13 protein-coding genes, 1 tRNA gene and 1 pseudogene are annotated in these 13,595 nt (G+C 71.8%); 12 read left to right on the top strand and 3 right to left on the bottom strand.

What is annotated here, in order from left to right; all coding sequences use genetic code 11:
* The 6 genes and pseudogenes from AA75_RS49685 to AA75_RS23790 form a co-directional block, all read left to right on the top strand.
* Positions 1 to 384 (top strand): annotated as a pseudogene (locus AA75_RS49685) (acyl-CoA dehydrogenase); the annotation flags it as partial.
* 30 nt (positions 385 to 414) lie between these two features.
* Positions 415 to 2,205 carry an acyl-CoA dehydrogenase family protein gene (locus AA75_RS23810; protein WP_033822228.1) on the top strand — a complete coding sequence of 597 codons (1,791 nt, stop codon included), beginning with the start codon at positions 415 to 417 and terminating at the stop codon, positions 2,203 to 2,205.
* A 77-nt stretch (positions 2,206 to 2,282) separates the two neighbouring features.
* Complete coding sequence (locus AA75_RS23805; RefSeq protein WP_033822227.1) at positions 2,283 to 2,516, top strand: hypothetical protein; 234 nt, start codon at positions 2,283 to 2,285, stop codon at positions 2,514 to 2,516.
* Positions 2,517 to 2,526: 10 nt separating this feature from the next.
* Positions 2,527 to 3,822 carry an NAD(P)/FAD-dependent oxidoreductase gene (locus tag AA75_RS23800; RefSeq protein WP_033822226.1) on the top strand — a complete coding sequence of 432 codons (1,296 nt, stop codon included), beginning with the start codon at positions 2,527 to 2,529 and terminating at the stop codon, positions 3,820 to 3,822.
* A 183-nt stretch (positions 3,823 to 4,005) separates the two neighbouring features.
* Positions 4,006 to 4,443, top strand: a complete 438-nt coding sequence (locus AA75_RS23795; RefSeq protein ID WP_033822225.1) for a hypothetical protein — start codon at positions 4,006 to 4,008, stop codon at positions 4,441 to 4,443.
* Positions 4,444 to 4,483: 40 nt separating this feature from the next.
* Complete coding sequence (locus AA75_RS23790) at positions 4,484 to 5,956, top strand: MFS transporter (protein WP_082526772.1); 1,473 nt, start codon at positions 4,484 to 4,486, stop codon at positions 5,954 to 5,956.
* A gap of 90 nt (positions 5,957 to 6,046) precedes the next feature.
* Here AA75_RS23790 and AA75_RS23785 read toward each other — a convergent pair whose 3' ends face one another.
* Complete coding sequence (locus AA75_RS23785; protein ID WP_033822224.1) at positions 6,047 to 6,685, bottom strand: MerR family transcriptional regulator; 639 nt, start codon at positions 6,683 to 6,685, stop codon at positions 6,047 to 6,049.
* 115 nt (positions 6,686 to 6,800) lie between these two features.
* Here AA75_RS23785 and AA75_RS23780 point away from each other — a divergent pair, with 115 nt between their 5' ends.
* On the top strand, positions 6,801 to 7,841 hold the full coding sequence (locus tag AA75_RS23780; protein WP_033822223.1) for a UDP-N-acetylmuramate dehydrogenase: 1,041 nt from the start codon (positions 6,801 to 6,803) through the stop codon (positions 7,839 to 7,841).
* A 16-nt stretch (positions 7,842 to 7,857) separates the two neighbouring features.
* On the opposite strand, the gene AA75_RS23775 is transcribed toward AA75_RS23780, so the two are convergent.
* Positions 7,858 to 8,877, bottom strand: a complete 1,020-nt coding sequence (locus AA75_RS23775; RefSeq protein ID WP_033822222.1) for an adenosine deaminase — start codon at positions 8,875 to 8,877, stop codon at positions 7,858 to 7,860.
* A gap of 94 nt (positions 8,878 to 8,971) precedes the next feature.
* Positions 8,972 to 10,207 carry a pyridoxal phosphate-dependent aminotransferase gene (locus AA75_RS23770; RefSeq protein WP_033822221.1) on the bottom strand — a complete coding sequence of 412 codons (1,236 nt, stop codon included), beginning with the start codon at positions 10,205 to 10,207 and terminating at the stop codon, positions 8,972 to 8,974.
* Between the two features lie 244 nt (positions 10,208 to 10,451).
* On the opposite strand from AA75_RS23770, the gene AA75_RS23765 reads away from it, so the two are divergent.
* From AA75_RS23765 to rplA, 5 genes are all read left to right on the top strand, one after another.
* Positions 10,452 to 10,524, top strand: a tRNA-Trp gene (locus AA75_RS23765).
* A gap of 148 nt (positions 10,525 to 10,672) precedes the next feature.
* Positions 10,673 to 11,041, top strand: a complete 369-nt coding sequence (gene secE / locus AA75_RS23760; RefSeq protein ID WP_033822220.1) for a preprotein translocase subunit SecE — start codon at positions 10,673 to 10,675, stop codon at positions 11,039 to 11,041.
* A gap of 211 nt (positions 11,042 to 11,252) precedes the next feature.
* Positions 11,253 to 12,158, top strand: a complete 906-nt coding sequence (gene nusG / locus AA75_RS23755; RefSeq protein WP_033822219.1) for a transcription termination/antitermination protein NusG — start codon at positions 11,253 to 11,255, stop codon at positions 12,156 to 12,158.
* Positions 12,159 to 12,321: 163 nt separating this feature from the next.
* The gene (rplK, locus tag AA75_RS23750; protein WP_033822218.1) at positions 12,322 to 12,756 is read left to right on the top strand and encodes a 50S ribosomal protein L11; all 435 of its coding nucleotides are present in this window, start codon (positions 12,322 to 12,324) and stop codon (positions 12,754 to 12,756) included.
* A 77-nt stretch (positions 12,757 to 12,833) separates the two neighbouring features.
* Positions 12,834 to 13,556, top strand: coding sequence for a 50S ribosomal protein L1 (gene rplA, locus AA75_RS23745; RefSeq protein WP_033822217.1), 723 nt, complete (start codon positions 12,834 to 12,836; stop codon positions 13,554 to 13,556).
* The last annotated feature ends 39 nt before the right edge of the window (positions 13,557 to 13,595 follow it).

The raw sequence follows: 13,595 nt of genomic DNA, 5'->3' as shown, positions 1-13,595 counted from the left end.
GCCGGCTCCCCGGCGGTCGCCGCGCTGGCCGAGCGGCTGCTGGCCGCCGTCCGGGGCCTGCCCGCGGAGGCCGCCGAGGCCGCCGGGGCACCCGGCGGCACCGGCCCGGCCGACCTGGCGGAACGGTTCGCCTGGCTGCACGCCGCCGCCTGCTGCCTCCAGCTCTGGTGGGCCGGCCGGCACCTGCCCCTCTACGGGCAGAAGCCCGGCTCCGCCGACTGGCTCGGCGCCTGCCTCGGCTACCTGCTGGCCCGGGCCGACCAGCAGCCGGTCCGGCGCGCCGCCGAACACCTGCTGCCCGCCCTCGACGTCCTGCTCGACCTGCGCCGCGAACACCGGATGTTCGCCGCGGCGCCCGTACCGCTCGCCCGCCCGGGGGTGTGACCGATGCAGCCATCCCGAACCGGAGGTCCGGTGACCAGCACCGATCTGCCCGCCCTCGCCGCCGAACTGGAGGAGTACCTGGGCGACCCGCACGACGCCGACGCCCGGATGCCGTTCGCGGCCGTCCTCGACCACGACGAACGCGAGGAGTACCCGTACGGCTTCGTCAACCTGCTCCAGCGCTGGGGCGTGCACGAGTACAACATCCCCGAGGCCCAGGGCGGCCGGGCCGGCGACGTCGAGACCGGCTTCAACCTGCTGCGCCTGATCGCCCGCCGCGACCCCACCACCGCCACCGCGCTGATCATCACCAGCCTGGCCTTCCTGCCCGCCTGGATCGCCGGCACCGACGAGCAGAAGCAGTACCTCAGCGACGCCATGCGGCAGGGCAGCCGGTACGCCTGGGGCCTGTCCGAGCGCAGCCACGGCAGCGACGTGCTCAGCAACGAGCTCAAGGCCGAGAAGGTCCCCGGCGGCTACCTGCTCACCGGCGAGAAGTGGCTGATCGGCAACGCCCGGGTGGCCGACGGCCTCAGCGTCTTCGCCCGCACCAAGGACACCGGCGGCCCGGCCGGCTACTCCATCTTCCTGCTGGAGAAGCGCCGCACCCCGGCCGGCGCGGTCGAGGAGCTCCCCAACGAGCGCCTGCACGGCCTGCGCGCCCTGGACATGAGCGGCATCCGGCTGGACCGGGTCTTCGTCCCCGACTCCGCCCGGCTCGGCGCCGAGGGCGCCGGCCTGGAGATCGCCCTGCAGACCTCCCAGGTCGCCCGCACCCTGATCGGCTCGATCGCGCTCTCGGCGGTCGACACCGCGCTGCGGATCACGCTGGACTTCACCGAGCGCCGGGTCATCTTCGGCCGCACGGTCAGCGAGATCCCGTACTCCCGGCGGCAGCTGGCCGAGTGCTTCGCCGACCTGATGACCGCCGACGCGGTCAGCCTGGGGGCGGTGCGCAGCCTCCAGCTGGTGCCCGAGCAGGCCAGCGTCTGGTCCTCGGCGGTGAAGTACTTCGTGCCGACCGTGCTGGAGAGCACCATGTCCCAGCTCAACATCGTGCTGGGCGCCCGCTTCTACCTGCGCGCCGAACCGCACTACGGCGTCCACCAGAAGATGCTCCGCGACATGCTGGTGGCCAACTTCGCCGACGGCAACACCGTGGTCAACCTCAAGAACCTCGCCCTCCAGCTCGACGGCCTGCTCGCCACGGCCGCCGACCCCTCGCCCGAGGCCCGCGCCGCCGCCGAGGAGCGGGTCGCCACGCTCTACGGGACCGACCGCGAACTGCCGCTCTACCGGCCCTGGGACCAGCAGCTGTTCAGCCGCGGCCGGGACGACGCGCTGCTCGCCGCCCCGGCCGCCCTCGCCGAACTTCGGGTGCTGGCCGCCGCAGCCAAGGGCGACGAACGCGACCGGCTGACCCGGGCCGCCGACGTGGCGGGCGAGCTGCTCGACCACACCGCCGTGCTGCGCGACGGCTGCGCCGCGCTGCGGGCCGAACTCGGCCGCGAGTACGGCCAGTCGGCCGAACTCTTCGACCTGGCCAAGCAGTACTGCCTGCTGCACGCCGTCGCGGCCTGCCTGCACACCTATGTGCATTCGGCCGGCGCGATGACCGACCCGCTGCCCAGCGGAGCCCTGCTGCTGCTCCAACTGGAACGGCTGCGCAAGCAGTTGCGCCCGCACGAGGCGGTCACCGACAGCCGGGTGGTGGACGAGGTGATGGCCGTGCTGCAGCGGATGTACCGGGAGAACCGGCTGTTCTCGCACTGGCAGTTCCGCCTCGCCGAGCGCGGGGACCTCAGCCTCGCCGAGACCTGAGCGCGCCGGGACCAGAACCCGCCCGGGAACGCGTACCGACACCAGCACCGAACTCCGGACCAGCCAGGAGTCGAGCCATGCCGAGACCCACCGCCGGACCCTCCGCGACCCGCCGCCTGCCCTGCCCGAACTGCCGGACCGAGGTCCCCGCGCACCACCTCGACCGGGACCTGAAGGTCTGCCCCGCCTGCCGGCAGGAGCTGCGCCGGGGCACCTGCGCCTGGCTCCAGCAGCTGGCCGGCCTCGCCGTCCTCGGGCCGGTCCTGGAGACCGGCTCCCGCACCGACCTCCCCATCGCCCCAGCCAGCTAAGGACTCTGCCATGTCAGCACCGATCAAGCCCCGGGTCGCGGTCATCGGCGCCGGTGTCTCCGGCCTCTCCGCCGCCTACCGCCTGCGCGAGCACGCCGAGCTCACCGTCTTCGAGCAGGACGACCGGCCCGGCGGCCACGCCAACACCGTCGAGGTGGAGGACGACGGCCGGATCCTGGGCATCGACACCGCGTTCGTGATCTTCAACCGGCCCAGCTACCCCAACCTCAGCCGCTTCTTCGACGAACTCGACGTGCCGTTCCGCCAGCACCAGGGCGGCTTCAACTTCTTCGACCTGGACTCCGGGCTGCAGTTCGGGACCGAGGAGATGGCGCTGCCCGAGGAGGAGGCGGCCGGCCGCTACCCGCAGGAGTTCCTCACCATCCGGCGCGAGGCCCGCCGCTTCCACGAGGAGGGCCGCAAGGACTTCCTGCGCAAGCGCACCGACCTGCCGCTCGGCGAGTACCTCGACCGGGGCGGCTACAGCCAGGAGTTCCGGCACGGGTACGTGATCCTGCTGTGCACCGCGGTCTGGTCGGTGCCGGCCGAGCTGATCTGGGAGATGCCCGCCACCACCGTGATCGCCTTCTTCATGGCGCACGACGAGGGCGGCCTCGGCGGCGCCAAGGTGGACTGGCGGACCGTGGGCGGCGGCTCGATCACCTACGTCCGAAAGGCGCTGGCCGCGATCGACCCCAAGCTGCGGCTGACCGAGAAGGTCACCGAGGTCCGGGCGCTGCCCGACGGGGTCGCCGTCACCACCGCGGCCGGCACCGAGCGCTTCGACCACGCCGTCCTCGCCGTCCACGGCGACCAGGCCAGGGCGCTGCTCGCGGACCCGACCGAGCTGCAGCGGCGGACCCTGGCGAAGATCCGCTACAACGCGTCCAGCGTGGTGCTGCACACCGACGCCTCGGTGATGCCCGAGGACCGCTCACGCTGGGAGAACTGGAACTACGGCAAGGTCGTGGTCGACGGCGAGGTCCGCCCGTACGTCGTCTACTACATGAACCGGCTGCACGGCTTCGAGTCCGAGCGGGACTACTTCGTCACCCTGGACTACCCGCGTCCGCTGCGCCAGGAGCTGGTGATCAAGGAGCTGCCGTACGAGCACCCGGTCATCGACATGGACCTGCGCACCCTGCAGAAGACCATCTACCAGGTCAACGAGGGCACCCGGGTAAAGCTGGCCGGCTCGTACTTCCACTCCAAGCAGCTGCACCACGACCAGATCGGCTCGCACGAGGCCGCGTTCTCCTCCGGCCTGGAGGCGGCCGAGCAGCTGCTCAGGGAGCTCGGCGCCTGAGCCCCGGACGGGCGGGGGCGGGGTCGGCCGGAGCGGGCCGGCCCCGCCCGTCTTGTCACTGGCGATCAGGTCTCACCGCTCCCTATAATGGATAGCGCTAGGTTCTACTATCGACTCGGGCGGCACCAGCTCGGGCGGTACGGGCTCCGCCGCGCGCCGAGCCGACGAGAGAGGAAGGCCGCCATGCCCACGCTTCCCTGGACCACCCCCAACCCGGCCCGCCCGCAGACCCGGGCGCTGGTCATGGCCTCCCGGCTGGAGGTCCGCTCGTTCAAGGACGTGCCGCGGTTCTTCCTCAAGTCCCTCGCCGCCTGGAAGCAGGTGCGCACCGCCCCCGGCGCGCTCGGCGCCTCGCTGATCGCCCAGCCGCTCAAGCGGACCTTCTGGACGCTCTCCGCCTGGGAGACCCGCCAGGACCTCTACACCTACGCCAAGACCGAACCGCACTACTCCGTGATGACCTCGCTGCGGCCGACCATGAAGGACTCCACCTTCACCTTCTGGGAGGTCCCGGTCGAGCAGCTCCCGATCACCTGGGCCGATGCCAAGCAGCACCTCGCCGACCAGGCGCAGGCCGACGCCGCGGACGCCGGCGCGGGCGCCGCGGACGCCGGCGCCTGACCCCGCACCGCTTCCGAAGCACCCTCGAAGGAGAGAAGTCATGGCTTCGTCCGATCCGACGGCGGCCGGCTCCCCGAGCCCCGCCGCGCAGGGGCCCAAGGTCCCGCTCTGGCTGTCGATCGTCGCGTGCAGCGTGCCGATGTTCATGGTGGCGCTGGACAACCTGGTGGTCTCCACCGCACTGCGCACCCTGGCCGTCGACCTCAAGGCCGACACCAAGGACCTGCAGTGGTTCGTCAACGCCTACGTGCTGAGCTTCTCCTGCCTGCTGCTGATCGGCGCCGCGCTCGGCGACCGGTTCGGCCGCCGGAAGGTCTTCACCATCGGCATCGCGATCTTCACCCTGTCCTCGATCGCCTGCGGCCTGGCGGACACCAGCGGTGAGCTGATCACCGCCCGCACCGTCCAGGGATTCGGCGCGGCCGCCGTCATGCCGCTCTCGCTGACCCTGCTCTCGCAGGCCGTCCCGGAGAAGATGCGCAGCCTCGCGCTCGGCCTGTGGGGCGCGGTCAGCGGTCTCGCCATCGCGCTCGGCCCGGTGGTCGGCGGCGCCGTGGTGGACGGCCTGGCCTGGGAGTGGATCTTCTGGATCAACGTGCCGGTCGGCATCGTGGCGATCCCGCTGATCTTCAAGGTGCTGAAGGAGAGCAAGGGCGAGCGGGCCGGCCTCGACCTGATCGGCATGCTGCTGGCCGCCGCCGGCCTGCTCGCCGTGGTCTGGGGCATCGTCAACGGCAGCACCGACGGCTGGACCTCCACGAAGATCGTCTCCGCCTTCGTGGCCGGCGCCGTGCTGCTGGCCGCGTTCGTCCTGTGGGAGCGCCGCCAGACCCACCCGCTGCTGCCGCTCTCCTTCTACCGGATCCGCGCCTTCACCCTCACCAACATCGTCTCCGCGACGATGTACTTCGGCGTCTTCGGGTCGATCTTCTTCCTCTCCCAGTACCTCCAGATCGCCCCGTACCGCACCCCGCTGCACGCCGGGGTGCTCACCCTGGCCTGGACCCTGATGCCGATGTTCATCGCCCCGGTGGCCGGCGCGCTCACCGACCGGGTCGGCGGCGGGCGGCTGATGGCGCTCGGCCTCTTCCTCCAGGCCGCCGGCCTGGCCTGGATCAACCTGGCGGCCACCGCCGACACCCCGTACTCCCACCTGGTCGGCGCCATGCTGGTGGCCGGCGCGGGCATGGGCTTCGCCATCGCGCCGACCGCCGCCGTGGTGCTCGGCGCGGTCGGTCCGGAGCACCGCGGCAAGGCCTCGGGCGCCAACACCACCGTCCGGGAGATCGGCGGCGCCTTCGGCATCGCGGTGCTGAGCAGCGTCTTCCTGGCGCACGGCAGCGAGGCCAGCGCCGCCGACTTCGTGAAGGGCCTGCACCCGGCGGTCTGGGTCGGCGTCGCGGTGGTGCTCTTCGGCGGCGTCTGCGCGCTGTTCATCCCGCGCCCGCCGCGCCCGGCCGAGCTGCCGGCCGCGCCGTCCCCGGCCGACGAGCCGGCGCCGGCCGGCGTCTGACGGCGCACCGGCCCGTCCCACCGGCCCGCACCACGGGGGCGGACGACCACCCGGTCGTCCGCCCCCGTCCTTGCCGGTACCGTCCGCGGCTCAGCCGGGTACGGCCGTGTGGAACGCCCGGTGCGACGCGTCCGCCTGGGCCAGCCTGCGCATCGCACCGATCAGCGCGTCGCCGAGCACGGTGCCCAGCACCGCGCCCTCGACCTTGCTGTCCACGCCCTCCCGGTGCCCGATGGCGGCCAGTTCGGCGGCGGCCAGCCGCTCGGCCACGCTCGCGTAGTCGTCCAGGATGGCCAGCAGGTCCTGCTGGCCGAGGTCGCGGAAGGTCACCACCAGCTGGGCCAGTGCCTGCCGGGCCGGGTTGCTCTCCTTGACCACCCAGCCGCGCCGCCGCACCAGTTCGGCCACCTCGTGCTCGGCGGCCGCCCAGACGGCCCGGTCACCGGCCGTCACCTGCGGGGTGACCGCCGCCTGGGCGATCCCCAGCACGTCGTGCAGGCTGCTGCCGGGGGAGTCGATCGCGCTGAGCACCTCCCGGGTGGCGGCCACCGAGAGCTTGCCGACGTCGACCATCGCCCGCACCAGCTTCAGCCGGTGGATGTGCTCCTCGCCGTACCGGGCCTGGTTCGGACCGATCCGCTCGCCGCCCGGGATGAGGCCCTCCCGCACGTAGTACTTGATGGTGGGCACCGGCACGCCGGCCCGCTTGCTCAGCTCCCCGATGCGCATCGCATCCCCGTCCCGAAAGCCGACAGGCCCGGACCGGCCATATGGATAGTGTATCTCTCCAAGTTCTTTCCGGGGCTGTGCCGACCACGCTCCGCGCCCGTATACCGTGGTGGGCGTGCAGGTACTCGAAAACGCGCCGCTCGCCCCGCTGACCACCCTCCGGCTCGGCGGCCCCGCCCGCCGCCTGGTCACCGCCCGGACCGACGACGAGGTCGTCGAGGCCGTCCGCGCGGCCGACGCCGCGGGCGAGCCGCTGCTGGTCCTCGGCGGCGGCTCCAACCTGGTCATCGGCGACGCCGGCTTCGACGGCACCGTGCTGCGGATCGCCACCACCGGCTTCGACCTCCGGGGCACCCGGCTGGAGCTGGCCGCCGGCGAGGTCTGGGCCGACGCGGTCACCCGCTCGGTCGACCGGGGCCTGGCCGGCATCGAGTTCCTGGCCGGCATCCCCGGCTCGGCGGGCGCCACCCCGGTGCAGAACGTCGGCGCCTACGGCCAGGAGGTCTCCGGGGTCATCACCGAGGTCCTCGCCTACGACCGGACCGCCGGCGAGCGGGTCACCCTGACCAACGCCGAGTGCGGCTTCTCCTACCGGCACAGCCGCTTCAAGGCCGACCCCGACCGCTACGTGGTGCTCCGGGTCACCTTCGCCCTGGAGGACGCCGCCGGGCAGTCCTCCCCGGTCAAGTACGCCGAGGTGGCCCGGACCCTCGGGGTGGAGGCCGATCGGCGGGTGGACCTGCGGCTCGCCCACGACACCGTGCTGAAGCTGCGGGCCGGCAAGGGCATGGTGCTCGACGAGGCCGACCACGACACCTGGTCGGCGGGCTCCTTCTTCACCAACCCGGTCCTCGACCCCGAGCAGTACGCCGCCTTCACCGCCCGGCTCGGCGACCGCACCGCCCCCGCCTACCCGGCACCCGACGGCCGCACCAAGACCTCGGCGGCCTGGCTGATCGACCACGCCGGCTTCCGCAAGGGCCACGGCACCGGCCCGGCCACCCTCTCCACCAAGCACACCCTGGCGCTCACCAACCGCGGCGGCGCCACCACCGAGGACCTGCTCGCGCTCGCCCGCGAGGTCCGCGACGGCGTCCACGCCGCCTTCGGCGTGGAGCTCGTCAACGAGCCGGTGATGGTCGGCGTCCGGCTGTAGGGCCCGCCCCGCCGGACTACCCGGCCAGCCAGGCGTCGATGTCGGCCAGCAGCTCCTTCCGGACGGTCTCCGGCGCCCGCGAACCGCGCACCGACTGCCTGGCCAGCTCGGCCAGTTCGGCATCGGAGAAGCCGTGCACCTCGCGCACCAGCCGGTACTGGTCGGCCAGCCGGGAGCCGAACAGCAGCGGGTCGTCCGCGCCCAGCGCCATCGGCACCCCGGCGTCGAACAGGGTGCGCATCGGCACCAGGGCGGCCTGCTCGTAGACGCCCAGCGAGACGTTGGAGGACGGGCAGACCTCGCAGGTGATCTGCCGGTCCGCCAGCCGCTGCATCAGCCGCGGGTCCTCGGCGGCCCGCACGCCGTGCCCGATCCGGCCGGCCCCCAGGTCGTCCAGGCAGTCGCGGACCGACTCCGGCCCGGCCAGCTCGCCGCCGTGCGGCGCGGCCAGCAGCCCGCCGTCCCTGGCGATCTTGAACGCCCGGTCGAAGTCCCGCGCCATCCCGCGGCGTTCGTCGTTGGACAGCCCGAACCCGACCACCCCCCGGTCGGCGTACCGGACCGCCAGCCGGGCCAGCGTGCGGGCGTCCATCGGCGACTTCATCCGGTTGGCCGCCACCAGCACCCGGATCCCGACCCCGGTGGAGTCGGCGGCGTGCTCGACCGCGTCCAGGATCAGCTCCAGCGCCGGCGTCAGCCCGCCGAGCCGGGGCGCGTACGAGGTCGGGTCGACCTGGATCTCCAGCCAGCGGGAGCCGTCCCGCCGCTCGTCCTCGGCGGTCTCCAGGACCAGCCGCCGGATGTCGGACTCGTCCCGCAGCACCGAACGCGCCGTGTCGTACAGCCGCTGGAAGCGGAACCAGCCGCGCTCGTCGGTGGCCCGCAGCTGCGGGGGCTCGCCGGAGCTGAGCGCCTCGGGCAGCCGCACCCCGTGCCGGTCGGCCAGCTCCAACAGCGTGGCGGGGCGCATCGAACCGGTGAAGTGCAGGTGCAGGTGGGCCTTGGGCAGGCTTCGGACATCACGCAGGCGATCCATTCACCGATCCTGCCGCATCACCACCCCGAACGGGAACCGCCCCCCGTACATCCCCCGAAGGGGTGACGAGGGGCGGCCGTGTCCGGGTGCCGGGTCAGTCCCGGGCCTCGCCCAGCAGCTTCTGCAGCCGGCTGACCCCCTCGACCAGGTCGGCGTCCCCGAGCGCGTACGACAGGCGCAGGTAGCCGGGGGTGCCGAAGGCCTCACCGGGGACGACCGCGACCTCGGCCTCGTCCAGGATCAGCGCGGCCAGCTCGGCGGAGGTCGCCGGGCGCTTGCCGCGGATCTCCTTGCCCAGCAGGCCCTTGACCGACGGGTAGGCGTAGAACGCGCCCTCGGGCTCGGGGCAGAACACCCCGTCGATCTCGTTGAGCATCTTCACGATGGTCCTGCGGCGCCGGTCGAAGGCGGTCCGCATCTCGTCGACCGCGGTCAGGTCGCCGGCCACCGCGGCCAGCGCGGCCTGCTGGGCCACGTTGGAGACGTTGGAGGTGGCGTGCGACTGCAGGTTGGCGGCGGCGCCGACCACGTCCTTCGGGCCGATCAGCCACCCCACCCGCCAGCCGGTCATGGCGTACGTCTTGGCGACACCGTTGACCACGAGGCACTTGTCGGCCAGCTCGGGCAGCAGGGCCGGCAGCGAGCTGAACTCGGCGCCGCCGTAGACCAGGTGCTCGTAGATCTCGTCGGTGAGCACCCACAGGCCGTGCTCCAGCACCCAGCGGCCGATCGCCTCCGCCTCGGCGGCGGTGTAGACGGCGCCGGTCGGGTTGGACGGCGAGACGAACAGCACCACCTTGGTGTTCTCGGTGCGGGCGGCCTCCAGCTGCTCGACCGAGACCTTGTAGCCGGTGGTCTCGTCGGCCACCACCTCGACCGGCACACCGCCGGCCAGCTTCACGGCCTCCGGGTAGGTGGTCCAGTACGGCGCCGGGATGATCACCTCGTCGCCCGGGTCGAGGATCGCGGCGAAGGCCTCGTAGATGGCCTGCTTGCCGCCGTTGGTCACCAGCACCTGGGAGGCGTCCACCCGGTAGCCGGAGTCGCGCAGGGTCTTGGCGACGATTGCGGCCTTGAGCTCGGGCAGCCCGCCGGCCGGCGTGTAGCGGTGGTTCTTCGGGTCGTGGCAGGCGGCGGCGGCGGCCTCGACGATGTAGCCGGGGGTCGGGAAGTCCGGCTCGCCGGCGCCGAAGCCGATCACGGGACGGCCGGCCGCCTTGAGGGCCTTGGCCTTGGCGTCCACGGCGAGGGTGGCGGACTCGGCGATGGCGCCGACCCGGGCGGAGACCCGGCGGTCGGCAGGACGGTTGGCGGGGGTGGGAGCGCTCATGTCTGCATCGTCCCAGAGACGGCGGCCCGCGGGCACGACGGTTCCAGTATGCGTACGGCGGCGTCCACGATGTGTCCCCGCCGGAGCGGGAGTGGTGCCCAGGTGAATGAGGTTCGACCAAACGCTCAAGAACACGTACACTCACTGCTCGATGGCTCCCGAGGTGCGGATCCGCCAAGGCGTACACCACGCAGTGGCTCGGATGCGGTAGGTTTGGGCGCAGTCCGGTGCCGCGAGGTACCGAAGGGCACTAGCTCAATTGGTAGAGCACCGGTCTCCAAAACCGGCGGTTGGGGGTTCGAGTCCCTCGTGCCCTGCAGCTTGATCCGTACCGAGCCCGTTCGCTCCACAGAGCGAGCGGGCTTGATGCGGAGAGGGCCCCACCAAGCACTGCTTTCGCCGGATCGCCTGCGTGGCTACACACGCGGGACGCGCTCGGCAGGACCCGGATTCAGGTGAGGACGAGTGACGGAGACCACGGGCTCCACCGCAACGCCTGAGAGCGGCAACCCCGAGGGGGCCGACGGCGCGGCGGACGAAACCACGCCTGCCGACGACAAGTCGCTCTCCCGGCGCGAGCGCAGGCGTGCCAACAAGGCCGCCGGCGGCGACGGCGCGAAGCGCCCCGGCAAGCGGGCCAAGAAGGGCCTGTTCGCCCGGACCGCCGTTTTCTACCGCCAGATCATCGCCGAGCTCCGCAAGGTCGTCTGGCCGACCCGCAGCGAGCTGGTGCAGTACACCACCGTCGTGGTCACCTTCGTCATCGTGATGATGATGCTGGTCTACGGCGTGGACTACGGCTTCTCCAAGCTCAGCTTGTGGATCTTCGGCTGACCGGCTCGGCAGCCAGCGACACCCGACCCGGGTCGGCACCCTCCACACGGAAGGGGGCCGCCCGGGTCGAGCTGTCTGCGCCGACCGGACGAGCCCGCTACCGTTGACTCGGTACTGTTGAGGTATCCGAGACTTTCCCGCCCGTACGCCCCAGGGCGGCCGGGCGGCCCGGAGCCGTTCCATCTCCACAACCAGGAAAGAAGCAGCGACCGTGTCTGAGTCCCCCCTGTACGACGCCGACGAGACCGTCCGCGAGGCGGATGTCGCGGCCGAGGCTGCTGACGCCGAGGCTGCCGAGGACATCCTGGACGCCGCCGACGCCGACGAGGACCAGGTCGAGTCTGCCGACGAGGCCGAGGCGGGTGTCCCGGCCGAGCTCGACGCGCTGCACGAGGTGACCGAGGACGAGGCCGTCGCCGAGGAGGCCGCGGACGAGACCGCCGCCGAGGAGACCGGCACCGAGGAGGCCTCCGACGAGGCCGACGAGGCCGAGCAGGAGCCGGCCGGCGAGAGCGACCCGGTCGCCGAGTTCCGCGAGACGCTGCGCCGCGCGCCGGGCGAGTGGTACGTCATCCACACCTACGCCGGCTACGAGAACCGCGTGAAGCAGAACCTGGAGCAGCGCTCGGTCTCGCTCAACGTCGAGGACCGCATCTTCGAGTCGGCCGTGCCGCAGGAAGAGGTCGTCCAGATCAAGAACGGCGACCGCAAGACCATCCGGCAGAACAAGCTCCCCGGCTACGTGCTGGTCCGCATGGAGCTGGACGCCGAGTCCTGGAACGTGGTCCGCAACACCCCGGGCGTCACCGGCTTCGTCGGCAACGCCTACGACCCGTACCCGCTGACCCTGGACGAGGTCGTCAAGATGCTCGCCCCGGACGTCGAGCGCCAGGCGGCCAAGGACGCCGGCAAGGCCTCCCCGGTCCGCCCGGTCGAGGTCCAGGTGCTCGACTTCGAGGTCGGCGACTCGGTCACCGTCACCGACGGTCCGTTCGCCACCCTGCAGGCGACCATCAACGAGATCAACCCGGACTCGAAGAAGGTCAAGGGCCTGGTCGAGATCTTCGGCCGGGAGACCCCGGTCGAGCTGTCGTTCGACCAGATCCAGAAGAACTAGCACGGTCTCCGGGTTCGGGGGCGGGGCTTCGGCCCCGCCCCCGAACTCGTTTTGGTCCAGCGGCGCATCCGCGTTAGCCTGGTCCGATGTGTGTCCGCCCGGTGGGCTGTCGCGCCCGCCACGGACACACCAGCAATCACCTCTCGGAAGGACCCGGAGAGAAATGCCTCCCAAGAAGAAGAAGATCACGGGGCTCATCAAGCTCCAGATCAACGCCGGTGCCGCCAACCCGGCCCCGCCGGTCGGCCCCGCGCTGGGTCAGCACGGCGTCAACATCATGGAGTTCTGCAAGGCCTACAACGCCGCGACCGAGTCGCAGCGCGGCATGATCGTGCCGGTGGAGATCACGGTCTACGAGGACCGTTCCTTCACCTTCATCACGAAGACCCCGCCGGCCGCCCGCCTGATCCTCAAGGCCGCTGGTGTGGACAAGGGCTCGGCCGAGCCGCACAAGACCAAGGTCGCCAAGCTCACCAGCGCCCAGGTCCGCGAGATCGCCACGGTCAAGCTCCCCGACCTGAACGCCAACGACCTGGACGCCGCGGCGAAGATCATCGCCGGCACCGCCCGGTCGATGGGCATCACCGTCGAGGGCTGACCAGCCCCTTAGTCCACCGTGGTAGGGCCCGCGCGGCCCGCATGACCACGACTCCTCATTCACCTTCAGGAGAAGCAGTGAAGCGCAGCAAGGCTCTCAAGGCCGCGGACGCCAAGGTCGACCGCAGCCGGATCTACGCTCCCCTCGAGGCCATCCGCCTCGCGAAGGAGACCTCCACCACCAAGTTCGACGGCACCGTCGAGGTCGCCATGCGTCTGGGCGTCGACCCGCGCAAGGCCGACCAGATGGTCCGCAGCACCGTGATCCTCCCGCACGGCACCGGTAAGACCGCCCGGGTCCTGGTCTTCGCGACCGGTGACCGTGCCGAGGCCGCGCGTGCTGCGGGCGCCGACATCGTGGGCTCCGACGAGCTCATCGACGAGGTCGCCAAGGGCCGTCTGGACTTCGACGCCGTCGTCGCCACCCCGGACCTGATGGGCAAGGTCGGCCGCCTCGGCCGCGTGCTCGGTCCCCGTGGCCTGATGCCGAACCCCAAGACCGGCACCGTCACCCCCGATGTCACCAAGGCTGTCAACGACATCAAGGGCGGCAAGATCGAGTTCCGCGTCGACAAGCACTCGAACCTGCACTTCATCATCGGCAAGGTCTCCTTCACCGATGAGCAGCTGGTCGAGAACTACGGCGCCGCGCTCGAGGAGGTCCTCCGGGCCAAGCCGGCCGCCGCCAAGGGCCGCTACATCAAGAAGACCGCCGTCTCCACCACGATCGGCCCCGGCATCCAGGTGGACCCGAACCGCACCCGCAACCTCCTGGTCGAGGAGGACCCGGCCGCCGTCTGAGCCACCGGCTCCGACCGGCCGCGTCCTGGGCGCGACTGA

Origin of the sequence: Kitasatospora sp. MBT63 (genome assembly GCF_000710465.2) — a bacterium.
In the GTDB taxonomy this organism is placed as follows: Bacteria; Actinomycetota; Actinomycetes; order Streptomycetales; family Streptomycetaceae; genus Kitasatospora.
This window is presented reverse-complemented; position numbering and strand designations above follow the sequence as displayed.